We start from the raw sequence: 25756 nt of genomic DNA on the forward strand, positions 1-25756 counted from the left end.
CCGCGCCCGTGCTCAGCGCGGGCGCTCGGCCCCGGCGACGGGCCGGTCGGGGTCGCCGGCGCCCTCGTCGCTCGCGTCGCGCGCCGCCCCGCGACGCGCGGGTAGCACGTCCGGCGCGACGTCGGCGGCGCGCAGCGACACCGTGTGGAGCAGAAGCTCCAGCGGTCCCCGCCCGAGCGTCGCGTGCCACACCCAGCACAGCGCGAGCGTCACGAGCAGGAACGCGAGCCAGCTCCCGAGGGTCGGCTCCCAGACGACCTCGTCGCCGAGCACGGCGATCACCAGCAGCTGGCCGGTGTAGGCGGTGAGCGCGAGCGCGCCCGTCGCCGACAGCGGTGCGAGCAGGCGCGGCCACCGCGTCCCCACGGCGAGGCAGACGGCCAGCACCAGCAGGCACGCGCCGGTGTTCCCGGCGACCTCGAAGAACGTCGACGAGTGCGGCTCGGACGTCGTGAGCTCGGTGACCCGGCCCAGCACGAGCCGCGCGGCCCACGCCCCGCCGTGACCGAGAGCGACGAGCGCGACCCCCCAGACCAAGAGCGCCGCGTGCGTGCGGGCGGCGCGCAGGTCGCTGCGGCCGACCGCGAGCCCGACCAGCACGTAGGCGAGCCACACGACCGCGGGGTAGTAGTCGCCCACCAGCACGGCGGGCAGGTCGAGGGGGCGCGCGTCGGTCACCTCGAGGTGCGGCGCGACCTGCCGGCGCACCACGGGCCCGAGGAGCGCGACGACGACGGCGGCGACGACCAGCGCCCAGCGCGGCCACCGCAGGACGGCGACCCCCGCGGCGAAGAGGCCCGCGTAGACCACGAGGATCACGACGACGGGCGTGTCCAGGAGCACGAGCAGCGTGCCGAGGACGACGAGCAGCACGGCCCGCACGAGGACCCGCAGCCGCGCCTGGACCAGGCGGGTGCCGTCCACGGGGTCGTCGCCGCCGGACAGCAGCGCGAGACCGACGCCGGCCAGCAGCACGAAGAGCGCCGAGGGTCGGCCGTCGGCGAGCTGCGACCAGCCGCCGGGCGGGAACGCACGGTCGGGGTCGTCGAGCCCGACGTGCGCGGTCACCATCCCGAGCACGGCCAGCCCACGGGCGGTGTCCACCCCGACGATGCGTCGCACCCTGGGCATGCTAGACGGCACCGGCGGGCGCGGCGCGGCGCTGCTTCTCGACATGTGAACTCATCCGTCCCGGTTGTTGGTCCGACGGGGAACCGCGTGCCTACAGTTCCCCGTGACCACGCGGACCCACGACGTCTACACGCACGGCCACCACGAGAGCGTGCTGCGCTCGCACCGGTGGCGCACGGCGGAGAACTCCGCCGGGTACCTGCTGCCCGCGCTCGCGCCCGGGCAGCGGCTGCTCGACGTCGGGTGCGGGCCCGGCACGGTGACGGTGGACCTCGCGTCCCGCGTCGCGCCCGGCGAGGTCGTCGGCGTGGACCGGTCCGCCGCCGTGCTCGCGGTGGCCACGGAGCACGCCGCCGAGAAGGGCGCGGCCAACGTGCGCTTCGAGGTCGGGGACGCGTACGCGCTGGAGTTCGAGGACGACACGTTTGACGTCGTGCACGCCCACCAGGTGCTGCAGCACCTCACCGACCCCGTCGCCGCGCTGCGCGAGATGCGCCGGGTGACGCGGCCCGGTGGCGTCGTCGCCGTGCGGGACGCGGACTACGCGGGCATGACGTGGTACCCGCCGCACCCGGGCCTCGACGAGTGGCAGGCGCTCTACCACGAGGTCACGCAGGCCAACGGGGCCGAGGCGGACGCCGGACGTCGCCTGCTGTCGTGGGTCCGCGAGGCCGGCTTCGACCCTGCCGGCGTCGCGCCGGGCGCGGGCGTCTGGTGCTACGCGACCCCCGAGGACCGCACGTGGTGGGCGGGGCTGTGGGCCGACCGGTGCGTGACGTCGAACTTCGCCGTGCAGGCGATGGAGCACCACCTCGCCGACGAGGTCGCACTCGAGCTGCTCGCCGACGCGTGGCGCGAGTGGGGCACGTCGCCCGACGGCTGGTTCCTCGTGCCGCACGGCGAGGTGCTCGCGCGCGCCTGACGCGTCCGCAGGGGACCTAGGCTGGACCCGTGCGCATCGCCAGGTTCACCAACGGTTCCGACCCCCGCTACGCGCTCGTCGAGGGCGAGCCCGGCCACGAGGAGCTCGTCGTCATCACCGGCGACCCGATCTACACGCCCGTGCAGCCGACGGGTGAGCGGGTCCGGCTCGACGACGACGGCGTGCGCCTGCTGGCGCCCGTCATCCCGCGCTCCAAGATCGTCGGTGTGGGCCGCAACTACGCCGCGCACGCGGCCGAGCACGGCAACGACGTCCCGACGTCGCCGCTGCTGTTTCTCAAGCCCAACACCTCGGTCATCGGCCCGGACGACCCGATCGTGCTGCCGGACTGGACGGAGCACGTCGAGCACGAGGCCGAGCTGGCCGTCGTCATCGGCAAGGTCACCAAGGACGTCAGCCCCGAGCGTGCCCTGCACCACGTCTTCGGCTACACCGTCGCCAACGACGTCACGGCGCGCGACATCCAGCGCTCCGACGCCCAGTGGACGCGCGGCAAGGGCTTCGACACGTCGTGCCCCATCGGCCCGTGGATCGTGCCGGGCCTCGACGTCGACGACCTGCCCGTCACGGCCCGGGTCAACGGCGAGCCGCGACAGGACGGGCGCACGTCGCAGATGGTCTTCGACGTCGCGTTCCTCGTGTCGTACGCCTCCGAGGTGTTCACGCTGCTGCCCGGCGACGTGATCCTCACCGGGACACCCGCGGGCGTCGGGCGCATCGAGCACCGCGACGTCGTCGAGGTCGAGGTCGGGGAGATCGGGGTCCTGCGCAACCCCGTGGTGCGCCGCACCCCGTAGCCGTCGCCGCACGCGGCCCACGGACCTACGCTCGGCCTCACGGGACCGGCGGACCGGGGGGCACGGCATGGACCTGCAGGTGGGGATCGACTGGCTCACGAACGCGCTGTACTCGTACTGGCTGGTCTACGTGCTCGTCGGCGTGGGCCTGTGGTTCACGGTCCGCACGGGTGCCGCCCAGGTGCGGCTGTTCCCGGCGATGGTCCGCCAGCTGTTCTCGTCCCGGTCGGACGCGGCGGGCGGCATCTCGTCGTTCCAGGCGTTCGCCGTGGGTCTCGCCTCGCGCGTGGGGACGGGCAACATCGCCGGTGTCGCGGTCGCGCTGACGCTCGGCGGACCGGGCGCGGTCTTCTGGATGTGGGTCGTGGCCTCGGTCGGCATGGCCACCGCCCTCATCGAGGCGACGCTCGCCCAGGTGTTCAAGGTGCGCCAGGAGGACGGCTCGTACCGCGGGGGACCGGCGTACTACATCCAGCGCGGGCTGGGGTCGTACCGGTGGGGCGCGGTGTTCGCGGTGCTGCTCGTGGTCACGTTCGGGTTCGCCTTCAACATGGTGCAGGCGAACACCATCGCCGACACGCTGTCCGCCAGCCACGAGGTCCCCGTCGCGTGGACCGCGGTGGGTCTCGTGGTCGTGTCCGCACCGGTGCTGTTCGGAGGGGTGCGCCGCGTCGCGCGGGTCGCCGAGATCGTCGTGCCGCTCATGGCCGGCGCGTACCTGCTGCTCGCGATCGTCATCGTGGCGCTCAACCTGTCGGCTCTCCCGGACGTCGTCGGGCAGATCCTGCGGGGCGCGTTCGGGCTGGACAGCGCGCTGGCCGGCACGGCCGGGGGCGTCCTGGCGGCGGTGCTCAACGGCACCAAGCGCGGCCTGTTCTCCAACGAGGCCGGCATGGGCTCGGCGCCGAACACCGCGGCCACTGCCACCGTCTCGCACCCCGTGAAGCAGGGCCTGGTGCAGTCGTTCGGGGTGTTCGTGGACACCATGCTCGTGTGCTCGGCGACGGCGTTCATCGTCCTGTCCGCCGGGCCCGAGGTCTACGTGCCGGGCAGGACCGGCCCGAACGCCGGTGCGGCGCTGACGTCGGCCGCGATCGAGCACAAGCTGGGGTCATGGACGGCCCTGCCGATGACGGTGCTGGTGTTCTCGTTCGCGTTCAGCTCGGTCCTCGGCAACTACTCCTACGCGGAGACCAACCTCACGTACCTCGGCATCCACGGCCGCGCCCTGAACGCGCTGCGCACGCTCGTCCTCGCTGCCGTCGGCGCGGGCTCGCTCCTCGCGCTCACCACCGTGTGGGCGGTCGCCGACATCGCCATGGCGCTGATGGCCACGGTCAACCTCGTGGCGATCCTGCTGCTGTCCGGCTGGGCGCTGGGAGCGCTGGCGGACTACCGGGCGGCGAGCCGCGCGGGCCGGCACGACCGGTTCGTCGGGCACGGCAACCCGCTGCTGCCCGGCGACGTGCCGGGTGACGTGTGGGAGGCGGGCGTGCACGACGGCGACGCCGTCCCCGCGCGGTGACGGCGGCCGCGGGGACGGGTCAGACCGGCGACGTCGCGGCCCCACGAGGTGCGCCCGGGGTGCCGTCCCCGCCCAGGTCCCGCACCTCGTCGCGCAGCCGGCCCATGCGCGCGTCGAGCTCGGCCGCCGACGCGGCCGCGTCCAGCAGCTCGTCGCGCAGGTGCGGCGGCAGCGCGCCCCGGTACTTGTACGAGAGCTTGTGCTCGACGCTCGCCCAGAAGTCCATGGCGATCGTGCGGATCTGCACCTCGACGAACACGTGCTCGGTGCGGTCGGACAGGAACACCGGTATGCGCACGATGAGGTGCAGCGAGCGGTACCCGTTCGCCTTGGGGGCGGCGACGTAGTCCTTGCGCTGCACGATCTCGACGTCCGGCTGCCGCGACAGCATGTCGGCGACCCAGTACGCGTCCGACTCGAAGCTGCACGTGATGCGGATGCCGGCGATGTCGCGGATGCGCTCGCGGATGGTCGGCAGGTCGGTGGCGCAGCCGTACCGCACGGCCTTGTCGATGATGGAGTCCATCGACTTCAGCCGCGACGTGACGTGCTCGATGGGGTTGTGGTCGTGCGTCTGGCGGAACTCCGAGCGCAGGATGCGGATCTTCGTCAGCATCTCCTCGATGCCGAACTCGTAGCCCATCCGGAACCGGGCCGTCTCCCGCTGCGCGTCCCGCACGTGCTGCGCGACACCGGCGGGGTCCAGGTGGGCCGCCGTCGCTGCGGGACCCCAGGTCGGCTCGGTCAGCGGTCCTGCGACGGTGCCGTGCATGCCCTCTCCAACGACGGGCGGCACCTCGGGGTTCCGGCCGCTCGGTAGGCTGGAGGGGATCCCGCTCCTGCCACCTCCGAGGTGTTCCGTGTCCGCCAGCAGTCCCGTGCGCGTCCGTTTCTGCCCGTCCCCGACGGGCACGCCCCACGTCGGCCTCATCCGTACCGCGCTGTTCAACTGGGCGTACGCACGTCACGTGGGCGGCACGTTCGTGTTCCGCATCGAGGACACCGACCCGGCGCGCGACTCGCAGGAGTCGTACCTGCAGCTGCTCGACGCGCTGCGCTGGCTGGGCATGGACTGGGACGAGGGTGTCGAGGTCGGCGGCCCGCACGAGCCGTACCGGCAGTCGCAGCGCTACGACCTGTACCGCGACGTCGTCGCGCGCCTGGTCGAGGGCGGCTACGCCTACGAGTCGTTCTCGACCCCCGAGGAGGTCGAGGCGCGGCACCGCGCTGCCGGGCGGGACCCCAAGCTCGGGTACGACGGCTACGACCGGGACCTCACCGACGAGCAGAAGGCCGCCTACCGGGCGGACGGACGCGAGCCGGTCATCCGGGTGCGGATGCCCGACGAGGACGTCTCGTTCGTCGACCTGGTGCGCGGCGAGATCACGTTCAAGGGCGGGTCGGTGCCCGACTACGTCATCGTCCGCGGCAACGGGCACCCGCTGTACACGCTCGTCAACCCGGTCGACGACGCGCTCATGGGCATCACGCACGTGCTGCGCGGCGAGGACCTGCTGTCCTCGACGCCGCGTCAGGTCGTGCTCTACCGGGCGCTGCTCGACCTGGGCGTCGCCACCGTCATGCCGCAGTTCGGCCACCTGCCGTACGTCATGGGCGAGGGCAACAAGAAGCTCTCCAAGCGCGACCCCGAGTCCAACCTGTTCCTGCACCGGGACCGCGGGTTCACCCCCGAGGGGCTGCTCAACTACCTCGCGCTGCTGGGCTGGTCCATCGCGCCCGACCGCGACGTGTTCACGATGGCCGAGATGGTCGCGGCGTTCGACGTCGCCGACGTCAACCCGAACCCCGCGCGCTTCGACCTGAAGAAGGCCGAGGCCATCAACGGTGCGCACGTGCGCATGCTCGCCCCCGAGGACTTCCGCGACCGCCTCGTGCCCTACCTGCACGCCGCGGGCCTGGTCCCCGCGGACTCCTACGCGGACCTGTCGCCGGAGCACCGCGCGCTGCTCGACGCGGGCGCCCCGCTGGTCCAGGAGCGCATGACGCTGCTGGGCGAGGCCGTCGGCATGCTCGGCTTCCTCTTCGTCGCGGACGACGCGCTCGAGGTCGCCGAGGACGCCCGCGGCGCGCTGCGGGCCGAGTCGGCCGACGTGCTCGACCGCGCCGCGCAGGTGCTGGACGGGATCCCCGCCGACGGCTTCACGACCGACGCGACGCAGACCGCGCTCGGCGCCGCGCTCGTGTCGCCGGTGGAGGAGGGCGGCCTGGGCATCAAGCCCCGGTTCGCGTACACCCCGCTGCGCGTCGCGCTGACGGGCCGCCGCGTGTCGCCGCCCCTGTTCGAGTCCATGGAGATCCTCGGCAAGGACGCGACCCTGGCGCGGATCGCCGCGCTGCGCGCGACCCTGTGACGGCGGTCGACGGCGTCCTGTTCGACATCGACGACACGCTCGTCGAGACGCGTGCGGCCTTCCGCGTCGCGCTCGCCGCGGTGCTCGACCGGTACGCGCCGGGCGTGGACGTCGACGCGGCGCTCGTCCTGTGGCGAGCGGACCCCGGCGGGCACTACCGCGCGTACACGCGCGGCGAGCTGACGTTCCGCGAGCAGCGCATGACGCGCGCGAACGAGCTGCACGCGGCGGTCGGTGGCCCGGTGCTCGACGACGACGCGTACGACGCGTGGGACGCGCTCTTCGACGACGCGTTCGCCGCGGGGTGGACGGCGCACGCCGACGCCGACCCGGTGCTGGCCCGGCTGCTCGACGCGGGCGTCCGCATCGGGGCGCTGACGAACGCGCGGCACGCGTACCAGAGCACCAAGCTGGCGCGCGCCGGACTGGGGGAGCGGCTGGAGGTGCTCGTCGGCGTCGACACCCTCGGCTTCGGCAAACCGGACCCGCGGGTCTTCCTCGAGGCGTGCCGGCGCCTGGGCACGGCACCGGCCCGCACGGCCTACGTCGGTGACGAGCTCGACGTCGACGCCGTGGCCGCGCGGGACGCGGGACTGGTGGGCGTCTGGCTGGACCGGCCGGGTCCGCGCCGCGTCCCGGTGACCGACGCCGAGGTCGCGTCGGCCGACGTGCTCGTCATCCGGTCGCTCGACGAGCTCCCCGGCATCCTCGACCTGGCCTGACCCATCTCGCCGGCCCCCGGCCGAGAAGGCTGCCGGGCGCGCGCCCGCTCCTGCACGTGCCGCCGCTCAGCCGATCCAGTGCTGCCTGAGCACCTGGGTAGCCCGTGGGTGGTCCTGTACGCGGTGGCCGGCGCCCTCGAGGGTCACGTGCTGGGCGCCGAGCGCGACGAGGGCCCCGGCGGTCTCCTCGTAGATGCGGCTCCCACCGCCGGTGACGACCAACGTCCTGGCGGGCAGGCCCCGCTGCGACCGCAGTCCGATGCCCCACGGCGGGCGAAGCGCCCGCAGGCGGCTGACCCTCGCCTGCAGCTCCTCCTCCGGCACGTCAGGGGGCTCCATCCCCATCGCAGCCGAGAACCGCCGCGAGAAGTCACGCGCTGACACGGACGCGTCGTCGGCGGCCTCGAACACGGGCGTCATCGCCGCGATGTGCTCCTCGACGGCCGGCTCTCCGCGCGCCAGGTCGAAGCACGCGGGCTCCAGGAGTGCCAGCGACCGCACCACGGCGGGCTCGATCTGGGCGGCCAGCACCGCCGCGTTCGCGCCGTACGACGAGGCGACGACGTGCCCTCCGCCGCGAGCACGGAGCCACGCCAGGAGGCGTCGAGCGTCCCGAGCGGCATCGTCGGCGACACCTTCGCGCGTCAGGAACAGCCAGCCGGGCTCCGCGGCCGCCGCCTGCTGCGGCCAGGCGGCGGCTCCCGCGCTCCCCGATCCGTGAACGAACACCACATCCATGGCAGGCATGGTGCCGCACTCCCGCCGCACCGCAAACGAATTGCGACGCGTCGACCCGGTGCCGGAGTCAGCGGCGACGGGCCGTGTACACGCGCGCCACGTAGGGGACCGGGACCCGGTCGAGCCCCGCGAGGTCGGGGTGCGTCGTGACGAGCGTCCGCACCCGGTCCAGCAGCGCGGCCCGCTCGTCGGGCGGCAGGACCAGCGCGTAGGAGCGCGTGCCCGCGAGTCGGACGAGCTCGTCGGGCGTCAGGACGTGCTCCCACCGCACGTCGGTGCGCAGGACGTCGGTGAACGCGTCACCGAGCGTGGGGTGCGTGCCGCGTGCGAGCTGGGGTCCGGCCGCCTCGTGCAGCAGCGCGCCGTACGCCCCGACCCAGGGCACGTCCTCGTCACGGTCGTTCCAGACGATCCCGAGCGTGCCGCCCGGGCGCAGCACGCGCGCGACCTCGGCCGCCGCGACGGGCTCGTCGAACCAGTGCCACGCCTGGGCGACCGTGACGGCGTCGACGGACGCGTCGGCCAGGGGAATCGCCTCCGCCGTGCCCGCGTGCACCTCGACCTGCGGGAGACGCGCGGCGAGCTGCTCGCGCATGCCGTCGGCGGGCTCGACGGCCACCACGCGCAGCCCGCGCGCCACGAGCGACTCGGTGAGCTTGCCCGTGCCGGCGGCCAGGTCCAGGACGTCGTGAGCGTCCGACGGGACCAGCAGGTCGACCGCGGCGGGCGGGTAGCCCGGGCGGACGGCGGCGTACTCGTCGGCGTGGTGCGTGAAGGACGCCGCGTGCTCGGCGTGCGGGCCCACCGGGCGGTCCCGGTCCGGAGCGCTCATCGGCCCTCCAGCACGGCCAGGACCTCGTCGTGCAGCAGGCCGTTGGTGACGACGGCGTTGCCGCCGTGCGGGCCGTCGACGCCCTTCAGGGACGTGAAGCGGCCGCCCGCCTCGGTGACGACGGGGACGAGCGCCGCCATGTCGTACAGCTCGAGCTCGGGCTCGGCGGCCACGTCGACCGCACCCTCCGCGACGAGCACGTACGACCAGAAGTCGCCGTAGGCCCGCGTGCGCCACACGCGACGGCTCAGGTCGAGGAACGGGTCGAGGCGCCCGTGCTCCTCCCACTCGCCCAGGTCGGAGTACGACAGCGACGCGTCCTCGAGCCGCTCCACGCCCGAGACGCGCAGCCGCGTCGCGGCCGCGAGGGACTTGCCCGTGAACGCGCCCGTGCCCTTGGCGGCCCACCAGCGCCGGCCGAGCGCCGGGGCGCTCACCACGCCGAGCACGACCTCGTCGCCGTCCATCAGTGCCAGCAGCGTCGCCCAGACGGGGACCCCGCGGACGAAGTTCTTGGTGCCGTCGATGGGGTCGACGACCCAGCGGCGCGGGCCGTGCCCGGTGTCCGAGCGCTCCTCGCCGTGCACCGCGTCACGCGGTCGCGCGCGGCCCAGCTGGGAGCGCACCAGGTCCTCGGCCGCACGGTCCGCGTCGGTGACGGGCGTCAGGTCCGGCTTGGTCTCGACCTGCAGGTCCTGCGCCTTGAAGCGCGACATCGTCAGCGAGTCGACCGTGTCGGCGACGACGTGCGCCAGCCGGAGGTCGTCGTCGTAGGCCATGGGGCTCCTCACTGCAGGTGCGGTACCCGTCCACCGTCGTCGACGGGCGGTCCGCGGCGTCAACCTACCGAAGCGGGGCGGACATCACCGGCCGCGCGCGCCGTCCCCGTCGGTCTCGTCCTCGACGCCGAGGCGGCTGACCAGCAGACGGCGGAACGAGTCGAGCCGTGCGGCGCGTGCCGCGCGGACGACGTCGTCCGGTGCGTCGGCCACCCACTCGTCGAGCAGGCAGTCGGGGGAGTCGGCCAGGTGCGTGCACCCGCGGGGGCACTCGCGTGCCACGTCGTCGAGGTCGGGGAACGCCCCGAGCAGGTGGCTCGGGTCGACGTGCGCGAGCCCGAACGACCGCACGCCGGGGGTGTCGATGACCCACGTCGGGGCGTCCGTGCCGTGGACCTCGAGCGCGATGGCCGAGGAGGACGTGTGCCGCCCGCGGCCCGTCACGTCGTTGACCACGCCGACGGCGCGCCTGGCGTCGGGGACGAGTGCGTTGACGAGCGTGGACTTGCCGACGCCCGAGTGGCCGACCAGGACGGACACGTCGCCCGTCAGCACGTCGCGCAGCCTGTCGAGCCCGACGATCGTGCGCTCACCCGTCACGGGGTCGACGCCACGGCTCGTCACGACGACGTCGACGCCGATCGGTGCGTACATCGCGATCAGCTCGGCGGGGTCCGCCAGGTCCCCCTTGGTCAGGGCGAGCAGGACCTCCATGCCCGCGTCGTACGCCGCAGCCACGCACCGGTCGATCATCCGTGTGCGCGGCTCGGGGTCGGCCAGCGCGGTCACGACGACGAGCCGGTCGGCGTTGGCGACGATGATCCGCTCGACCGGGTCGGTGTCGTCGGCCGTCCGGCGCAGCACGGTGCGGCGCTCCCCGATCCGCACGATGCGCGCGAGCGACCCCTCGGCGCCGGTGGTGTCACCCACGACGTCGACGCGGTCGCCCGGCACCACGCGGTCCCGTCCGAGCTCGCGCGCCTTCATGGCGAGGATCCGGGTCTCGTCCGGGCCGCCGGGGTCGAGGAGCACCGTGTAGCGGCCCCGGTCGACCGCGACGACCATCGCCGTGCGCGCGTCGGCGTGCTCGGGGCGTCGCTTGGTGCGGGGGCGCGAACCCCGACCAGGACGGATCCGTACGTCCCGCTCGTCGTAGCGCCGCTCGGGCATCAGGCGGTCGGTCCCGCGGTCAGGCCGTCACGCACCACGTGGCCGGCGGACGCCGCGAGCATGCCGGTCCACAGGTCGACGAAGCCGGGCAGGGTCTTGGCGGTGGTGGCGACGTCCTCGACCTCGACGCCGGGCACGCGCAGCCCCACGAGGGCGCCGGCGGTCGCCATGCGGTGGTCGGCGTACGTCCGCCACACGCCGCCGTGCAGCGGGCGCGGCGTGATGACCAGGCCGTCGGACGTCTGCTCGGCCTGCCCGCCGACGCGGGTGATCTCCGCCGCGAGCGCGGCCAGCCGGTCGGTCTCGTGGCCGCGCAGGTGCGCGATGCCGCGCAGCCGCGTGGGGGAGCCGGCGTGCGTCGCCAGCGCGGCGATCGTCGGCGCGAGCTCACCGGCGGCCCGCAGGTCGAGGTCGACACCGCGCACCTCGCCGGTGCCCGTGACCGTGAGCACCTCGCCGTCGAGCGCCACGGACGCCCCCATGCGCGTCAGGATGTCCGGCAGCAGCCCGCCGGGCTGCGTCGTGCGGGCCGGCCAGCCGGGGACGCGCACGGAGCCGCCGGCGACCATCGCGGCGCACAGGAACGGCGCGGCGTTCGACAGGTCCGGTTCGACGTGCACGTCGCGACCCGCGACCGGCCCGGGCTCGACGCGCCAGATCTCGGGACGCGAGTCGTCGACCACCACGCCCGCGGCGCGCAGCACGTCGACCGTCATCTCGATGTGCGGCAGGCTCGGCAGCGTCGGGCCGGTGTGCCGGACCGTGAGCCCGCGCTCGAACCGGGCACCGGCGAGGAGCAGGCCGCTGACGAACTGGCTCGAGCCTGACGCGTCGATGTCGACGTGGCCGCCGCCCACCGTCCCGCGGCCGTGGACCGTGAACGGCAGGTGGCCGGGCTCACCCTCGTCGTCCACCCGCACGTCGAGCGCGCGCAGCGCCTGCAGCAGGGGGCCCATGGGCCGCACGAGCGCCTCGACGTCGCCCTTGAAGTGCACGGGGCCGTCGGCGAGCGCCGCGATCGCGGGCAGGAAGCGCATGACGGTTCCGGCCAGGCCGCAGTCGATCGTGACGTGCCCGCGCAGCCGCCCGGGGGTGACGCGCACGGCGTCACCGCCGAGGTCCACCTGCACGCCCAGCGTCTCGAGCGCCGCCGCCATGAGCCGCGTGTCGCGCGAGACGAGCAGCGATCGCAGCGTGCTCGGGCCTTCGGCGAGAGCGGCCAGGGCGAGGTAGCGGTTGCTCAGCGACTTCGAGCCGGGCACCGCGACCGTGGCGTCCAGCGGCGCGTCGGCGACGGGGGCGGACCACAGGTCGGTGTGCGGGCTCGTCATGCGGCCAGGCTAGCGGCGTCGGTGCACGGCGGGCGTCAGCCGTCCACGTGCTTGGCGGCCTCGGTGGCGCGCGCGGCCTTCAGCGCCGCGCGGTCGGCCCGAGCGTGCTGCACGCGCCACGACACGCCCGGGCGGCCCTCGAGGTCGACACCCACGAGAACGGCGCCGCCCGCGAACGACAGGGCCCGCACCAGGCGCTCGGAGCGCGCCTTCTTCTCCTCGGGCGTCAGGGAGTCGCGGCCGACGGGGAGGTTCACGAGCACGAGCGGGACGGTGAGCCCGGCGAGCGCCAGGGCGGCGGTGCGCGGCGCGCGTCCCACGGCCAGCATCGCGCCGGCGACGAGCATCGCGGCACCGTGCGCCTGGGTCGCGGTCGCGAGCTGCTTGTCGCTGAAACCGCCCGTGAGGGCCTTCGCGACGGGCCCGGGTGCCGAGGACCGGGCGGACAGCGGCACGCGGGCACGCACGCCGTCCAGGCCGTCGCGCACGACCTGGGCGTGGGCGCCGGGGTGCCGCAGCGCGTCGAGCCCCTGGCTGACGAACCACGACGCGAACAGGGGACGGGCGAGGCGACGCAGCAGCACGGGTTCCTCCTGGGGGATCGACCGCGGGTCGGCGGTGGTCCCACGCTAGTGTCGTCCGCCGCCCGGCGCGCACCCACGGCAACGCGTGCCGGGAATGCCCGCACGGTGGGCGGGTGTTGGACCGGTCATGAGCTGTGCCGTCGAGACCCGTCCCCTGCCCGGGCCCGCACCCGCCGTGTCGCCGTGGGGCGTGCCCGACGCCCGGTCGGGTGACCTGGTGCGCGGAGCACTAGGCTCGTGGGCGATGAGTGAGCTACCCGAGGGCGTCGAGGAGGACCAGGGCACGACGCGTGCCCCGGCCGGCGAGGACGACGCCGCCCGCAGCGACCGGTTCGAGGCGGAGGCGCTGGTCTACCTGGACCAGCTGTACGGCGCTGCGCTGCGGATGACGCGCAACCCCGCCGACGCGGAGGACCTCGTCCAGGAGGCCTTCACCAAGGCGTTCGCGGCGTTCCACCAGTACCGCCCGGGCACCAACCTCAAGGCGTGGCTCTACCGGATCCTCACCAACACGTACATCAACACGTACCGCAAGAAGCAGCGCGAGCCGCAGCAGTCCCGGTCGGAGGAGATCGAGGACTGGCAGCTGGCGCGTGCGGAGTCGCACACGTCACGCGGCCTGCGCTCGGCCGAGGCCGAGGCGCTGGACCACCTGCCGGACTCCGACGTGAAGGACGCCCTGCAGCAGATCCCCGAGGACTTCCGCATCGCGGTGTACCTCGCGGACGTCGAGGGCTTCGCGTACAAGGAGATCGCCGAGATCATGGGCACGCCGATCGGGACGGTGATGTCCCGCCTGCACCGAGGACGCGCACAGCTGCGCGAGCTGCTCTCCGACTACGCACGCGGCCGGGGGCTGGCCGGTGCCGCCCCGACGGTCCCGGACGGTGCACGATGAGCGCCCCCGAGGACGCCGGCTCCGGCCCGTCCACGGGCCCGGGGCCGGTGGACGGCACCGCCTGCGGGTGCGACGAGGCGGTCGAGCGTCTCTGGGAGTACGTCGACTCCGAGCTGGGCGACCTGGACCAGAAGCGCGTCCAGGCGCACCTCGACGAGTGCGCGCCGTGCCTCGAGGAGGAGCACGTCGAGGTGGTCCTCAAGCAGCTCGTGCGGCGCTGCTGCCAGGAGGAGGCGCCGGCCGCGCTGCGGCTGCGGATCCGCGAGCAGCTGACCGTCCTGCGCCAGCGCGCCGGGGCGGAACCCGAGGCCTGACGCAGGCGTCGGGCACCAGGTGGGACGGCGACGGGCCCGGAGCGATGCTCCGGGCCCGTCGGCACGTCAGGGCGTCGAACGCTCAGGCGTTGGGACGCTTGCCGTGGTTGGCGGCGTTCCCCTTGCGGGAGCGACGCTTGCGGCCACGCTTGCTCATCGCTGGTTCTCCTCGGTTCGCGGCGCGCGCTCAAGACCGCACGCGCCGGGGATATCGCTCCATCGTCCCACACCGCGCGGGTCGGGCGCGCCCCCCGTGTCGCTCAAGTGCGGGCACCCGGATCCCGATACCCCTGACGTGAGCCAGCAGCCGCAGTCCGTGATCCCGTTCCTGCACGCCCTGGCCAGCACCGGGGGCTCCGACCTGCACTGCAAGGTCGGCTCCGCCCCGCGCGTGCGGGTCGACGGACGCCTGCGCAAGCTGCAGGCGCCGGAGCTGCGGCCGTTGGATACCGAGCGGATGCTCGAGGAGGTCCTGCCCGACGACCTGGTGGAGAAGTTCCGGGACACCAAGGAGGCGGACTTCGCGTACTCGCTGTCCGGCGTCGGGCGGTTCCGTGTCAACGCCTACCAGGCGCGCGGCACGTACGGCATGGTGTTCCGCCGGGTCGCGGTGGGCGCGCAGTCGCTCGGGGAGCTGGGGCTGCCCGAGGTCGTCGGCGAGCTCGCGCTCGAGCCGCGCGGCCTGGTGCTGGTGACGGGCCCGACGGGGTCGGGCAAGACCACGACGCTGGCGTCGATGGTCGACCTCATCAACTCCTACCGCGAGGTCAACATCGTCACGATCGAGGACCCGATCGAGATCCTGCACTCGGACAAGAAGGCGATCGTGTCCCAGCGCGAGGTGCGCCAGGACACCGCGGACTTCACGGTCGCGCTGCGTGCGGCCATGCGCCAGGACCCGGACGTCATCCTCGTGGGCGAGATGCGCGACGTCGAGACGGTGCGCGCGGCGCTGTCGGCCGCGGAGACCGGCCACCTCGTGCTGTCGACGCTCCACACGATCGACGCCGCCGAGACGATCAACCGCATCGTCGACTTCTTCCCGCCGCACGAGCAGAAGCAGGTCCGCATCGCGCTCGCGCAGTCGCTGCGCGGCATCGTCTCGCAGCGACTGGTGCGCAAGGCCGACGGCAGCGGGCGGCAGGCGGCGATCGAGGTGATGGTCAACACCGGTCGTACGGCCGAGGCGATCATCGAGCCGCAGGAGAACCCGCCGCTGCTGGACCTCATCAAGGACGGCGACTTCTACAAGATGCAGACGTTCGACCAGCACCTGTACACGCTCGTGCGCGACGCGGTCGTGACCTACGAGGAGGCGCTGGCCGTGGCGTCGAACCCGCACGACCTGACGGTCGAGCTGCGCGGCGCGGGCATCGTGGTCTGACGCGCGGCGCGAGCCGTCGACGGCCGGTGACCCCCTGGGGCGCCGGCCGTCGTGCTGCCTGGGGCGTTGTGCTCTGCGCACTCGCGATATAGCGTGTCTGCATCACACGACATATCGCGTTGGAGGTCCACATGTCCACGGAATCCTGGGTCGTCGCCGGCCCGCAGGTCATCGAGGTCGAGGACGTCCGCGCGCTGCGCGTCGGGCTCGTCGGCGGACGTCTCGACGTCGTCGCGCACGACGACCCCGACGCGCGTGGTGCGCGCCTCGAGGTGCACCGCGTCGACGGCCGCCCGCTGGAGGTGACCCTCGCCGACGGCGAGCTGCGTGTCGGGTACAGCTTCACGCTGGGCGGCTGGGAGGGGTTCGTCGAGAAGTTCCGCAACTTCCAGGACAAGGACCGCGCCGACGTGCACCTCGCGGTCCCGCGCAGCGTCCTGGCCAAGGTCGCCACCGTCAGCGCCGACGGGCTCGTCGCGGGTCTGCGGCAGGATGCGTCGGTGTCGACCGTCTCGGGGTCCGTGGTCGTCGACGACGTGCGCGGCAAACTGTCGGTCAACACCGTCTCGGGTGACATCGTCGTGCGCCGGCACGACGGCGACCTGCGCTTCAACACCGTCTCGGGCGAGATCGCCGCGTCCGGCGACCTGACCCTCGTGCAGGGCAACTCGGTGTCGGGAGCCGTCTCGCTCGACGTCGGCACCGGCACGTCCTCGCTGACGGTCACGACCGTCTCGGGCGACCTGACGGTGCGGCTGCCCGAGGGCGCCGGGCTGCAGGTGCGCGCGCAGTCCGTCTCCGGGCGGCTCGTGGTCGACGGGCGCGAGCACAAGGGCGCCGGGCCGGGGCACCGCACGGTCGACCTCGACGCGGGCGACGGCGGCACGTTCCTCTCGGCGACGACGGTCACGGGCCACGTCACGGTCCTGCGCGCGCCCGGGGTCGCTGACGACGTGGCGGACGCCGTGCCGGGTGACGCGACGGGCGACGTCGCCGACGACGTGACCAGCGGCCACGCCTGATGGCCCAGGTCTTCGCGCACGGCCAGCTGCGGCTGTACCTCCTCGCGCTCCTCGAGGACGGGCCGCGGCACGGCTACGAGCTCATCACCGCGCTGTCGGACCGGTTCGGCGGCACCTACCGGCCGAGCGCCGGCACGGTCTACCCGCGGCTCGCGAGGCTCGAGGAGGAGGGCCTCGTCCGGCGCTCCGACGACGGGCGCAAGGCCACGTACACGCTGACGGACGCCGGCCGGGCCGTGCTCGACGAGCGGCGCGGCGACCTCGCCCACCTCGAGGCCGAGATCTCGGAGACGGTGCGGGCCCAGGCGTCGCAGGTGCGGGACGACGTGCAGGCGGCCATGCGCGGGCTGCGCGCCGACCTCGCGTCGGCCGCGCAGCGGGCGCGTGACGCGGCGACCCCGGTGTCCGGCGCGCCGGACCCGCAGCGCACGGCGTCCCACCGGCGCCGCGTCGAGGCGGAGGCTGTCGTGCGGCGCTTCGGCGACGAGGTCCGCGCCGACCTGCGCCGTGCGGACGCCGCGGCGGGCGTCGACGAGCTCACGGTCGAGACGCTGCGCACGGTGCTGGACACCGCGCTGCGCACGATGCGCTCGACCCTGCGCTGACGCACGCCCGGGGGCGGTGGGGCCGCGACCGATGCAGGTGCGGCGGCTAGGCGCGGGAGGGGTGGACGGCGCGGCGGCGACGGGCGCGACCGGTCCACGCGCGCGCCGCTCCCGCGGACGCGGCACCGACCACAGCCCACACCGCCGCGGCGCCGACGTGCCCCACGACGAGCAGGACCGCGGCACCGAGCACGGCGCCCGTCACCGCGAACCCGGCGACGTGGCGGGCCTCGGACGTCTCGTGGCGCAGCAGGTGCGCCGTCGCGATGCCGCCCGGCCAGCCCAGCACCAGCAGCGCGGCGAGGTGCAGCGCGTACATCATGGCGAGGATCGCCGCGGCGGTGGCGGCGTCCACGCCCTCACGGGACGTCGGGCGCTCGACCACGATGTACCCGACGTAGAGCACCACGGCGGCGCCCAGCAGGATCAGCGCGGCGCGCCCGCACACCTCGAGGACGGCCCACGGGCCCACGACGCGCGGGGCGGGGGTGTCGAGCCGGGGTCCCGTCGACGGGACGGGCAGGGGATCAGGCGCCGTCATCGGGCAGACCGAGCCAGGCCTGCCACCCGGTGTGCAGGACGAGCCAGGCCATGAGGCCGTAGCCGGCCTGGCCGGGTAGCTGGTGCGGGGAGGTCGCCATGTCGGCGAGCCACTGGTCGTGCGCGGCGAGCGGCGAGTACATGTCGACGTACGGCACCCGACGCCGTGCCGCGACGTCGCCCAGCGCCGCCGACAGCTCCGCGAGCCGGTCGCCGTCGTGCGGTGCGCCCGGCGGCGGTCCGACGACGAAGGCCGGGATGCGGCGCTGGTCGGCGATGTCCAGCACGTTGGCCAGGTTGAGCCGGCTGCGCGCCAGCGACAGCCCGGCGCCGATGTCGGCGCGGCCCAGCGCCACGACGAGGCGGTTGTCGGCGTGCGGCGAGAGCCGGCGGGAGACCTCGGCGTCCCAGCGGGCGCCGAGCTCGGTGCTGGTCTCCCCGGGGACGGCCAGGGTGAGGACCGTCAACGGGTCCGGGGCGGGCGTGCGGGCGGTGACGCGTCCGACCCACCCGAGGCCCTTCGGGTCGCCCGCGCCGGCCACCAGCTCGTCCCCGACGACCGCGAGGCGCAGCGGCAGCTCACCCACGCAGCATCACTCCTGCCCATGCCCGCAGCGCCGGGCCGTCCGGTGCCTGCTCGGGCGACAGTCTCTCAGGCGCGGGCCGCCTGGTCGTGCCGTTCGGTGCGCGGGTCGGCCCGAGTCGCCCGGCGTCCGGGCGACCGGACCGGGTCAGCGGGAGAAGACCTGCGTCAGGGGTGTGCGGTGCGCGTCGTCGACGTGCGAGGGGGGCGGTTCACGGTGGCCCAGGCCGTCGTCGCGCACGGCGCGGGCCAGGCCGCCGAGGACGGCGGCGACGGACAGGGTCGCGAGGATCAGCCAGAAGATGTCCATGGCAGAAACTGTGCTCTCGTCGATATCGTGCCACGAGTGGCAGATGTGCCGACAAGCGTTGAGATCCTGCCAACCACGTGCGACCGTGGCAACATGCTCCGGACCGTCACCGTCGTCGCCCTGCCCCACGCCGCGCCGTTCGAGCTCGGGACCGCCTGCGAGGTCTTCGGGATCGACCGCTCCGACACGGGCGGCCCGACCTTCGACTTCCGGGTCTGCGGCCCCGTCGCCGGCGCCGTCATGCCCACCAAGGGTGGGTTCTCCATCGTCGTCGAGCACGGCCTGGAGGCCACGCTCGACGCCGACCTCGTCGTCGTCCCCGCGTACGGGATGCCGGCGGCAGGCGTCCCCGCCGAGGTGCTGATGGCACTGCGCGACGCCCACGCCCGCGGGGCGTGGATCCTGTCGATCTGCAGTGGTGCCTTCGCCCTGGGGGAGGCCGGCCTGCTGGAGGGACGGCGCTGCACGACGCACTGGATGCACGCCGCGGAGCTCGCCGCGCGGTTCCCGGCGGCGACCGTCGACCCCGACGTGCTCTTCGTCGAGGACGGCCGCGTGATCACCGGCGCCGGGACGGCCGCCGGCATCGACGCGTGCCTGCACCTCGTGCGCCGCGAGCTCGGTGCGGCGGCCGCGACCAGCGTCGCGCGCCGCATGGTCGTCCCGCCGCAGCGCGACGGCGGCCAGGCGCAGTACGTGGACACGCCGCTGCCGTCCGTCGCCGACACCCTCGCCCCGCTGCTCACCTGGATGCTGGAGCACCTCGACGAGGAGCTGGGCGTCCCGGTGCTCGCCGCGCAGGCGCTCATGTCGGAGCGGACCTTCGCGCGCAGGTTCCGTGCCGAGACGGGCGTCACGCCGGCTGCGTGGGTCGCACGCCAGCGCGTGGGGCGCGCCCAGGAGCTCCTCGAACGCACCGACGCGCCCGTCGACGAGGTGGCCCGGCGCTGCGGCTTCGGCTCCGCGGCGCTCCTGCGCCACCACTTCGCGCGGACGCTCGGCACGACGCCGCTGGCCTACCGCCGCCGGTTCACCCGCACGCCGGTGGCCGGGTCCGCCGACGGCCTGGACGACGAGGAACGGGCTGAGCGCGCCTCCTGACCGGGCGACGCCGGCACGCGGGCGCACACCCGGGCAGGACGACGACGGGGCCGGCCCGGCCCTCCCGTGCGGGAGGGCGGTCCGGCCCCGTGGGCGTCGGCTCAGCGCGCGAAGGCGGCCTCGATCAGCGCCTTCTGCTCGACGGCGTGCTTCTTGGCCGACCCGGCCGCGGGCGAGGCGGACTCGGGGCGGGACACCACCTGCACGTCGCGCCCGACGATCCGCGGCAGGTGCGTGGACATGAACGTCCACGGCCCCTGGTTGCGCGGCTCGTCCTGCACCCACACCAGCTCCGCGTCGCCGTACGGCGCGAGCGCCTCGGCGATCGCGTCCGGCTCCAGCGGGTAGAGCTGCTCGAACCGCACGATCGCTGTCTGCTGGTCACCCGAGGACACGCGCTGCGCCAGCAGGTCCCAGTAGACCTTGCCCGAGCAGAGCAGCACGCGCGTGACCTGGTCGGCCTTGCCGGCGGCCAGGTCGTCCCCGACCACGGTCCGGAACGTGCCCGTCGTGAAGTCCTGCACGTCCGACGTCGCCGCCTTGAGGCGCAGCATCGACTTGGGCGTGAACACCACGAGCGGGCGGCGCGGGCGCTGGTACGCCTGACGGCGCAGCAGGTGGAAGTGCGACGCGGGCGACGACGGCTGCGCGATCGTCATGTTGTCCTCGGCCGCGAGCTGCAGGAACCGCTCGATCCGGGCCGACGAGTGGTCCGGTCCCTGGCCCTCGTAGCCGTGCGGCAGCAGCAGCACGACCGACGAGCGCTGGGCCCACTTCTGCTGGGCGGAGGAGATGAACTCGTCGATGACGGTCTGCGCGCCGTTGACGAAGTCGCCGAACTGCGCCTCCCACAGCACCAGCGCGTCCGGGCGCTCCACCGAGTAGCCGTACTCGAACCCGAGCGCCGCGTACTCCGACAGCGAGGAGTCGTAGACCCAGAACTTCGCCTGGTCGCCCGACAGGTACAGCAGCGGGGTCCACTCGGCGCCCGTCTCACGGTCGTGCAGCACCGCGTGGCGCTGCACGAACGTGCCGCGACGCGAGTCCTGACCGGCGAGGCGCACCGGCGTGCCCTCGATGAGCAGCGAGCCGAACGCGAGGATCTCGCCGTAGCCCCAGTCGATGCCCCCGTCCCGGCTCATGCGCTCGCGCTTCTCCAGGAGCTGGGCGAGCTTCGGGTGAACCGTGAAGCCCTCGGGCGGGCTCACGTGGGCGTGACCGATGCGCTGGAGGACGGAGGCGGGCACCGCCGTCTGCCAGCCGACCATGACGCCGGCGTCCTCCTGCTGGGACTCCGGGCGCTCGAGGCCCGCGACGGTCTCGACGTCCGCCGGGGGCGGCGTCCAGCCGTCCTCGCGCGTCTCGCTGAACACGCGCTCGAGCTGCGACTGGTAGTCGCGCAGGGCCTGCTCGGCCTCCTCGATCGTGATGTCGCCGCGCGCCACGAGGGTCTCGGTGTAGATCTTGCGCACCGACCGCTTGGCCTCGATGAGGTTGTACATCAGCGGCTGGGTCATCGACGGGTCGTCGCCCTCGTTGTGGCCGCGCCGGCGGTAGCAGACCATGTCGATGATGACGTCGCGGTCGAACTGCTCGCGGTACTCGAACGCCAGCTCGGCGATGCGCACCACGGCCTCGGGGTCGTCCCCGTTGACGTGGAAGATCGGGACCTGCAGCCCCTTCGCCACGTCCGTCGCGTACTGCGACGAGCGCGACGACGACGGCCCGGTGGTGAACCCGACCTGGTTGTTGACGATCACGTGGATCGTGCCGCCCGTGCGGTAGCCGCGCAGCTGCGCCAGGTTCAGGGTCTCGAACACCACGCCCTGGCCGGCGAACGCCGCGTCGCCGTGGATGAGGATCGGCAGCACCGAGAAGCCGTCGCCGCCCAGGTCGATGAGGTCCTGCTTGGCGCGCACGATGCCCTCGAGCACCGGGTCGACGGCCTCGAGGTGCGACGGGTTGGCGGCCAGGTACACGTCGGTCGTCGCACCGGACTCCGCCGTGAAGACCCCCTCCGTACCCAGGTGGTACTTCACGTCGCCGGAGCCCTGCACCGACTTCGGGTCCTGGTTGCCCTCGAACTCGCTGAAGATCTGCCCGTAGGACTTGCCGGCGATGTTCGCCAGCACGTTGAGCCGCCCGCGGTGGGCCATGCCGATGCCGACCTCGTCGAGCCCGCCGTTCGCCGCGCGCGACAGGATCGCGTCGAGCAGCGGGATGAGGGACTCGCCGCCCTCGAGCGAGAAGCGCTTCTGGCCGACGAACTTGGTCTGCAGGAACGTCTCGAACGCCTCGGCCGCGTTGAGGCGGCGCAGGATCCGCAGCTGGTCCTCGCGCGGGGTGCGTGCGTAGCCGGACTCCAGGCGCTCCTGCAGCCACCGCCGCTGGCGGGGGTCCTGCAGGTGCATGTACTCGGCGCCCACGGTGCGGCAGTACGAGTCCCGCAGCAGGCCGAGGACGTCACGCAGCGTCGCGCGCGTCTTGCCGGTGAAGCCACCGGTGGGGAAGGTGCGGTCCAGGTCCCACAGCGTCAGGCCGTGGTTCTGCACGTCCAGGTCGGGGTGCTTGCGCTGGCGGTAGGCCAGCGGGTCGGTCTCCGCCATGAGGTGGCCGCGCGAGCGGTACGCGTGGATGAGCTCGGCGATGCGGGCGGGCTTGATCGCCTCGGCGTCGGGGTCGTGGTTGGCGTCGCGGACCCAGCGCACGGGCTCGTAGGGCACGCGCAGCGCCGCGAAGACGCGGTCGTAGAAGCCGTCCTCGCCCAGCAGCTTGCGCGAGAGGATCCGCAGGAAGTCGCCCGACTGCGCGCCCTGGATGATGCGGTGGTCGTAGGTCGACGTGATCGTCAGGACCTTCGAGACGCCCATCCGGTTGAGCTGCTCGTCCGACGTCCCGGCGAACTCCGCCGGGTAGTCCATCGCGCCGACGCCGACGATCGTGCCCTGGCCCTGCATGAGGCGCGGGACCGAGTGGACCGTGCCGATGGTGCCGGGGTTCGTCAGCGAGATCGAGGTGCCGGCGAAGTCCTCGACCGTGAGCTTGTTGGTGCGCGCCCGGCGCACGACGTCCTCGTACGCGGTCCAGAACTGCGCGAAGTCGAGCGTCTCGGCCTTCTTGATCGAGGGCACGAGCAGCTGGCGCGTGCCGTCGGGCTTGGCCAGGTCGATCGCGAGACCCAGGTTGACGTGCGCGGGCGTCAGGACGCCCGGCTTGCCGTCGACGAGCGTGTACGACGCGTTCATGGCGGGCATCTCGCGCACCGCCTCGACCAGCGCGTAGCCGATGAGGTGCGTGAACGACACCTTGCCGCCGCGACCGCGGGACAGGTGGTTGTTGACGACGATGCGGTTGTCGACCATCAGCTTGGCCGGCACGGCGCGCACCGACGTCGCCGTCGGCACCTCGAGCGACGACTCCATGTTCGTCACGACGCGGGCCGCCGGCCCGCGCAGCCGCTGCACGTCGTCGACGGGCTGGACGTCCGGGGCGTCGGTGCGGCGCGTCGCGACCGCCGCGTAGGGCGCGGTGGCCGGCTGCGCCGTCGCGACCGGCGAGGGCGTCACCTCGACGACGCGGGCCTCGGCTCCGTCGGCCGGCGCGGGGGCGGCAGGCCTGGCGGCGCCGTCACCCGCGGGCGCGGCCGGAGCGGCGGGCGCAGCGGGCGCCGCAGGTGCCGGGGGTGGCGCGGGGTTCCCGGGCGGGGACGCGTCGCCGTTGGTCGCGGCCCCCGTCGTCTCGGGCTTGTAGCCCTCGAAGAAGTCCCACCAGGCGGGGTCCACCGCGTTGCGGTCCTTCTGGTACTGCTCGTACAGCTCGTCGACCAGCCACTCGTTCGCACCGAAGTCGGCACGGGTGGAGTCTGACTGCGCGTTCTGCGTCACGCTGGGATCGCCCACTTCCGGTGCGCGGTGCCGGACCGCGCCATCGCCAGTTCTGTTGACGACAACACTACGTGCTCGGCGGCGGCGACCGCCCCTCGCGGCGCACCCGCGGACGTGATCTGTGCAGCCTCTTCACCCCGCCGGCGGGCGGGGGTCAACGGCCCCTAAAGACGACCTGGGAGAGCGCTCAAGGGCGGGTCCGCGGCAGCCCTCCGCGGCGGACCGCACCGTCCGCCGGCAGGAGCACGCGCATCGTGCAGCCGGACGCCGAGTCGGCGACCGCGACCGAGCCGCCGTGCAGCTCGACCGCCCAGCGGACGATCGCCAGCCCCAGGCCCGTGCCACCCGTCGAGCCCTGACCGGTCAGCGCGGGGGTGTTGCCGCGCACGAAGCGCTCGAACACGTGCGCGCGCTGGTCCCGCGCGATGCCCGGACCGCGGTCGATCACGTCGACCCGCACGTCGTGCCCGTCGCGGCGCGCGACGACGCGCACCTCCTCGTCGGGCGGCGAGTGGCGCGCGGCGTTCTGCAGGAGGTTCGCGACCACCTGGTGCAGGCGCTCGGGGTCGGCCGGGACCGTGAGGTCCGCCGGCTCGACGTCGACGGAGAAGCGCAGGTGCTTGTCCGCGCCCACGAGCGACGCCTCGTCGGCCGCCTGCCGCAGCAGCTCGCCGACGTGGACCTCCTCGAGGCGCAGGTCCATCGCACCGGCCTCCACCCGCGACAGGTCGAGCAGCGACGACACGAGACGCGAGAGCCGCTCGGTCTGCGCGAGCGCGACCTGGAGCGTGGCCGGGTCGGGCTCGCTGACACCGTCGACCATGTTCTCGAGCACGGCCTGCAGCGCGGTGACGGGCGTGCGCAGCTCGTGCGAGACGTTCGCGACGAGCTCGCGACGGAACGTGTCCAGCTGCTGGAGGTCGTCGGCCATCGTGTTGAACGCCTCGGCGAGCTGCCCGACCTCGTCGCGGCTCGTCGAGCGCACGCGGCGGCTGTAGTCGCCGCCTGCCATGGCCCGCGCCGCCTCGGTCATCTCGCGCAGGGGCGACGTCATGCCGCGCGCGAGGATCTGCGTGACAACCAGGGACAGCGCGATCGCCAGGGGCAGCGTGCGGCTCGGGCCGAGCGCCTGCCCGTACCCCACCCAGATGACGAACGCGGCCAGCGTGACGGTCGCCGCGACCAGCACGCCCAGCTTCATCTTGATGCTGCGCAGCGGGTCGAGCGGGCGCACGTCGGGCAGGCGCCAGCGCTCGGAGTCCCCGCGGGCGTGCCGGGCGTGCGGCTCGGGGCCGGACGTCACGAGCTCCCGTCCGCGTCGTCGGCGGGGGCGTCCCCGGCCGGCTCGTACGCGTACCCGACCCCGTGCACCGTGCGGATGAGGTCGGACCCGAGCTTGCGGCGCAGCGCCTTGATGTGCGAGTCGACCGTCCGCGTGCCGCTCGCGTCGACCCAGTCCCACACGTCGGCCAGCAGCCGCTCGCGCGTCAGGACGGTGCGCGGCGAGGAGGCGAGCGTCAGCAGCAGGTCGAACTCCGTGGGCGTCAGGTGCACCTCTGCGCCTGCGCGCTGCACGCGTCGCTGCGCGCTGTCGATCGTCACGTCCCCGACCACCAGCGGCGGGTCGGGATGCTGCACGGTGGCCAGCTCGGCGGCGCGCGCGGCGCGCTCCGTGCGGCGCAGCAGCACCTTGGTGCGGGCGACGAGCTCGCGCATCGAGAACGGCTTGGTCATGTAGTCGTCGGCGCCGACGCCGAGACCCACGAGCATGTCCGTCTCGTCGTCGCGGGCGGTCAGCATGAGGACCGGTACCGGCCGCTCGGCCTGGATCTGCCGACAGACCTCGAGCCCGTCGATCCCCGGCAGCATGACGTCCAGCACGACGACGTCGGGCTGGAGGCGGGCCGCGGCGGCCACGCCGGCGTGACCGTCCCCGACGGCCTCGACGGTCCAGCCCTCCGCGGTGAGACGGTGCACGATCGCCTGGGCGATGGCGGGCTCGTCCTCCACGACGAGGACGGTGGTGACGCCCGGACGCGACACGGTGGTGACCATGGGGTCAGCGTGGCACACCGACCTGGCACGAGTCCCGGCGAGCACTCGGCAGGTCGGTCGGAGGTCCGTAGGATGTGCCCCACCATGAGCAGCTCAAGTCGCTGCCGGCATCGCGTCCCGTCCCGCTCCCGCCGCG

General features: G+C 73.9%; 26 protein-coding genes. 11 read left to right on the plus strand and 15 right to left on the minus strand.

Going from position 1 to position 25756, the window contains the following annotated elements; genetic code table 11:
• Positions 1-12: 12 nt before the first annotated feature.
• Complete coding sequence (locus KKR89_RS05830; protein ID WP_264758019.1) at positions 13-1131, minus strand: heparan-alpha-glucosaminide N-acetyltransferase domain-containing protein; 1119 nt, start codon at positions 1129-1131, stop codon at positions 13-15.
• A gap of 103 nt (positions 1132-1234) precedes the next feature.
• Here KKR89_RS05830 and KKR89_RS05835 point away from each other — a divergent pair, with 103 nt between their 5' ends.
• From KKR89_RS05835 to KKR89_RS05845, 3 genes are all read left to right on the plus strand, one after another.
• Positions 1235-2053 (plus strand): methyltransferase domain-containing protein, encoded by an 819-nt coding sequence (locus KKR89_RS05835; protein WP_208197398.1) that lies wholly within the window; start codon positions 1235-1237, stop codon positions 2051-2053.
• Positions 2054-2082: 29 nt separating this feature from the next.
• Positions 2083-2871, plus strand: coding sequence for a fumarylacetoacetate hydrolase family protein (locus tag KKR89_RS05840; RefSeq protein ID WP_208197399.1), 789 nt, complete (start codon positions 2083-2085; stop codon positions 2869-2871).
• A 67-nt stretch (positions 2872-2938) separates the two neighbouring features.
• Complete coding sequence (locus KKR89_RS05845) at positions 2939-4396, plus strand: alanine/glycine:cation symporter family protein (protein ID WP_208197400.1); 1458 nt, start codon at positions 2939-2941, stop codon at positions 4394-4396.
• Between the two features lie 19 nt (positions 4397-4415).
• Here KKR89_RS05845 and KKR89_RS05850 read toward each other — a convergent pair whose 3' ends face one another.
• Positions 4416-5168 (minus strand): GTP pyrophosphokinase, encoded by a 753-nt coding sequence (locus tag KKR89_RS05850; RefSeq protein ID WP_208197401.1) that lies wholly within the window; start codon positions 5166-5168, stop codon positions 4416-4418.
• Positions 5169-5256: 88 nt separating this feature from the next.
• Here KKR89_RS05850 and gltX point away from each other — a divergent pair, with 88 nt between their 5' ends.
• Together gltX and KKR89_RS05860 are read left to right on the plus strand one after the other, a co-directional pair.
• On the plus strand, positions 5257-6768 hold the full coding sequence (gene gltX, locus KKR89_RS05855; RefSeq protein ID WP_251141036.1) for a glutamate--tRNA ligase: 1512 nt from the start codon (positions 5257-5259) through the stop codon (positions 6766-6768).
• On the plus strand, positions 6765-7490 hold the full coding sequence (locus KKR89_RS05860) for an HAD family hydrolase (RefSeq protein WP_208197402.1): 726 nt from the start codon (positions 6765-6767) through the stop codon (positions 7488-7490). The genes gltX and KKR89_RS05860 overlap by 4 nt, the downstream gene beginning before the upstream one ends.
• Positions 7491-7556: 66 nt before the next feature.
• Here KKR89_RS05860 and KKR89_RS05865 read toward each other — a convergent pair whose 3' ends face one another.
• The 6 genes from KKR89_RS05865 to KKR89_RS05890 form a co-directional block, all read right to left on the minus strand.
• Complete coding sequence (locus KKR89_RS05865; RefSeq protein ID WP_208197403.1) at positions 7557-8228, minus strand: alpha/beta hydrolase; 672 nt, start codon at positions 8226-8228, stop codon at positions 7557-7559.
• Positions 8229-8295: 67 nt separating this feature from the next.
• Entirely contained in the window at positions 8296-9060 is a 765-nt protein-coding gene (locus KKR89_RS05870) for a class I SAM-dependent methyltransferase (protein WP_208197404.1), read from the minus strand.
• Positions 9057-9839: a histidinol-phosphatase gene (gene hisN, locus KKR89_RS05875; protein ID WP_208197405.1), complete on the minus strand. Its 783-nt coding sequence runs from the start codon at positions 9837-9839 to the stop codon at positions 9057-9059. Before hisN ends, KKR89_RS05870 begins: the two co-directional genes overlap by 4 nt.
• 84 nt (positions 9840-9923) lie before the next feature.
• A complete protein-coding gene (rsgA, locus tag KKR89_RS05880; RefSeq protein WP_208197406.1) occupies positions 9924-11009 on the minus strand; it encodes a ribosome small subunit-dependent GTPase A in 1086 nt (361 codons plus the stop codon).
• On the minus strand, positions 11009-12340 hold the full coding sequence (gene aroA / locus KKR89_RS05885; protein ID WP_208197407.1) for a 3-phosphoshikimate 1-carboxyvinyltransferase: 1332 nt from the start codon (positions 12338-12340) through the stop codon (positions 11009-11011). The genes rsgA and aroA overlap by 1 nt, the downstream gene beginning before the upstream one ends.
• A gap of 35 nt (positions 12341-12375) precedes the next feature.
• Positions 12376-12924: a DoxX family membrane protein gene (locus KKR89_RS05890; protein WP_208197408.1), complete on the minus strand. Its 549-nt coding sequence runs from the start codon at positions 12922-12924 to the stop codon at positions 12376-12378.
• Between the two features lie 127 nt (positions 12925-13051).
• Here KKR89_RS05890 and KKR89_RS05895 point away from each other — a divergent pair, with 127 nt between their 5' ends.
• Both KKR89_RS05895 and rsrA read left to right on the plus strand, forming a co-directional pair.
• Entirely contained in the window at positions 13052-13822 is a 771-nt protein-coding gene (locus KKR89_RS05895) for a sigma-70 family RNA polymerase sigma factor (RefSeq protein ID WP_372438587.1), read from the plus strand.
• Positions 13819-14136 (plus strand): mycothiol system anti-sigma-R factor, encoded by a 318-nt coding sequence (gene rsrA / locus KKR89_RS05900; RefSeq protein WP_208197410.1) that lies wholly within the window; start codon positions 13819-13821, stop codon positions 14134-14136. The genes KKR89_RS05895 and rsrA overlap by 4 nt, the downstream gene beginning before the upstream one ends.
• 82 nt (positions 14137-14218) lie before the next feature.
• Here the strand turns inward: rsrA and KKR89_RS18610 are convergent, their stop codons facing one another.
• A complete protein-coding gene (locus KKR89_RS18610; RefSeq protein WP_099052597.1) occupies positions 14219-14293 on the minus strand; it encodes a 50S ribosomal protein bL37 in 75 nt (24 codons plus the stop codon).
• A 138-nt stretch (positions 14294-14431) separates the two neighbouring features.
• Between KKR89_RS18610 and KKR89_RS05905 the strand changes: the two genes are divergently transcribed.
• The 3 genes from KKR89_RS05905 to KKR89_RS05915 all read left to right on the plus strand — a co-directional run bounded on the left by KKR89_RS05905 (position 14432) and on the right by KKR89_RS05915 (position 17147).
• Positions 14432-15520: a type IV pilus twitching motility protein PilT gene (locus KKR89_RS05905; RefSeq protein ID WP_208197411.1), complete on the plus strand. Its 1089-nt coding sequence runs from the start codon at positions 14432-14434 to the stop codon at positions 15518-15520.
• 131 nt (positions 15521-15651) lie between these two features.
• On the plus strand, positions 15652-16542 hold the full coding sequence (locus tag KKR89_RS05910) for a DUF4097 family beta strand repeat-containing protein (RefSeq protein ID WP_243883231.1): 891 nt from the start codon (positions 15652-15654) through the stop codon (positions 16540-16542).
• Positions 16542-17147 carry a PadR family transcriptional regulator gene (locus KKR89_RS05915; RefSeq protein ID WP_208197412.1) on the plus strand — a complete coding sequence of 202 codons (606 nt, stop codon included), beginning with the start codon at positions 16542-16544 and terminating at the stop codon, positions 17145-17147. The genes KKR89_RS05910 and KKR89_RS05915 overlap by 1 nt, the downstream gene beginning before the upstream one ends.
• 46 nt (positions 17148-17193) lie before the next feature.
• Here KKR89_RS05915 and KKR89_RS05920 read toward each other — a convergent pair whose 3' ends face one another.
• From KKR89_RS05920 to KKR89_RS05930, 3 genes are all read right to left on the minus strand, one after another.
• On the minus strand, positions 17194-17688 hold the full coding sequence (locus KKR89_RS05920) for a hypothetical protein (protein ID WP_208197413.1): 495 nt from the start codon (positions 17686-17688) through the stop codon (positions 17194-17196).
• On the minus strand, positions 17675-18274 hold the full coding sequence (locus KKR89_RS05925) for a GDSL-type esterase/lipase family protein (RefSeq protein ID WP_208197414.1): 600 nt from the start codon (positions 18272-18274) through the stop codon (positions 17675-17677). Before KKR89_RS05925 ends, KKR89_RS05920 begins: the two co-directional genes overlap by 14 nt.
• Before the next feature lie 144 nt (positions 18275-18418).
• Positions 18419-18580: a hypothetical protein gene (locus tag KKR89_RS05930; RefSeq protein WP_208197415.1), complete on the minus strand. Its 162-nt coding sequence runs from the start codon at positions 18578-18580 to the stop codon at positions 18419-18421.
• A gap of 93 nt (positions 18581-18673) precedes the next feature.
• On the opposite strand from KKR89_RS05930, the gene KKR89_RS05935 reads away from it, so the two are divergent.
• The gene (locus tag KKR89_RS05935; RefSeq protein WP_208197416.1) at positions 18674-19681 is read left to right on the plus strand and encodes a GlxA family transcriptional regulator; all 1008 of its coding nucleotides are present in this window, start codon (positions 18674-18676) and stop codon (positions 19679-19681) included.
• A gap of 101 nt (positions 19682-19782) precedes the next feature.
• Here KKR89_RS05935 and KKR89_RS05940 read toward each other — a convergent pair whose 3' ends face one another.
• The 3 genes from KKR89_RS05940 to KKR89_RS05950 all read right to left on the minus strand — a co-directional run bounded on the left by KKR89_RS05940 (position 19783) and on the right by KKR89_RS05950 (position 25620).
• A complete protein-coding gene (locus tag KKR89_RS05940; RefSeq protein ID WP_208197417.1) occupies positions 19783-23565 on the minus strand; it encodes a multifunctional oxoglutarate decarboxylase/oxoglutarate dehydrogenase thiamine pyrophosphate-binding subunit/dihydrolipoyllysine-residue succinyltransferase subunit in 3783 nt (1260 codons plus the stop codon).
• A gap of 187 nt (positions 23566-23752) precedes the next feature.
• Positions 23753-24868, minus strand: a complete 1116-nt coding sequence (locus KKR89_RS05945; protein ID WP_208197418.1) for a HAMP domain-containing sensor histidine kinase — start codon at positions 24866-24868, stop codon at positions 23753-23755.
• On the minus strand, positions 24865-25620 hold the full coding sequence (locus KKR89_RS05950; protein ID WP_208197419.1) for a response regulator transcription factor: 756 nt from the start codon (positions 25618-25620) through the stop codon (positions 24865-24867). Before KKR89_RS05950 ends, KKR89_RS05945 begins: the two co-directional genes overlap by 4 nt.
• Positions 25621-25756 lie beyond the last annotated feature (136 nt).

It is taken from the genome of Cellulomonas dongxiuzhuiae, assembly GCF_018623035.1.
Lineage (GTDB): Bacteria > Actinomycetota > Actinomycetes > Actinomycetales > Cellulomonadaceae > Cellulomonas > Cellulomonas dongxiuzhuiae.

Bases quoted from the DNA above. Each gene is read 5' to 3' on its own strand.
- aroA (WP_208197407.1), bottom strand. From the start codon at position 12,340: ATGACGAGCCCGCACACCGACCTGTGGTCCGCCCCCGTCGCCGACGCG.
- KKR89_RS05895 (WP_372438587.1), top strand. From the start codon at position 13,052: ATGAGCTGTGCCGTCGAGACCCGTCCCCTGCCCGGGCCCGCACCCGCC.
- KKR89_RS05850 (WP_208197401.1), bottom strand. From the start codon at position 5,168: ATGCACGGCACCGTCGCAGGACCGCTGACCGAGCCGACCTGGGGTCCC.
- KKR89_RS05915 (WP_208197412.1), top strand. From the start codon at position 16,542: ATGGCCCAGGTCTTCGCGCACGGCCAGCTGCGGCTGTACCTCCTCGCG.
- KKR89_RS05870 (WP_208197404.1), bottom strand. From the start codon at position 9,060: ATGAGCGCTCCGGACCGGGACCGCCCGGTGGGCCCGCACGCCGAGCAC.
- KKR89_RS05845 (WP_208197400.1), top strand. From the start codon at position 2,939: ATGGACCTGCAGGTGGGGATCGACTGGCTCACGAACGCGCTGTACTCG.
- KKR89_RS05910 (WP_243883231.1), top strand. From the start codon at position 15,652: ATGTCCACGGAATCCTGGGTCGTCGCCGGCCCGCAGGTCATCGAGGTC.
- KKR89_RS05830 (WP_264758019.1), bottom strand. From the start codon at position 1,131: ATGCCCAGGGTGCGACGCATCGTCGGGGTGGACACCGCCCGTGGGCTG.
- hisN (WP_208197405.1), bottom strand. From the start codon at position 9,839: ATGGCCTACGACGACGACCTCCGGCTGGCGCACGTCGTCGCCGACACG.
- KKR89_RS05935 (WP_208197416.1), top strand. From the start codon at position 18,674: ATGCTCCGGACCGTCACCGTCGTCGCCCTGCCCCACGCCGCGCCGTTC.
- KKR89_RS05865 (WP_208197403.1), bottom strand. From the start codon at position 8,228: ATGGATGTGGTGTTCGTTCACGGATCGGGGAGCGCGGGAGCCGCCGCC.
- rsgA (WP_208197406.1), bottom strand. From the start codon at position 11,009: ATGCCCGAGCGGCGCTACGACGAGCGGGACGTACGGATCCGTCCTGGT.
- KKR89_RS05930 (WP_208197415.1), bottom strand. From the start codon at position 18,580: ATGGACATCTTCTGGCTGATCCTCGCGACCCTGTCCGTCGCCGCCGTC.
- rsrA (WP_208197410.1), top strand. From the start codon at position 13,819: ATGAGCGCCCCCGAGGACGCCGGCTCCGGCCCGTCCACGGGCCCGGGG.
- KKR89_RS05920 (WP_208197413.1), bottom strand. From the start codon at position 17,688: ATGACGGCGCCTGATCCCCTGCCCGTCCCGTCGACGGGACCCCGGCTC.
- KKR89_RS05950 (WP_208197419.1), bottom strand. From the start codon at position 25,620: ATGGTCACCACCGTGTCGCGTCCGGGCGTCACCACCGTCCTCGTCGTG.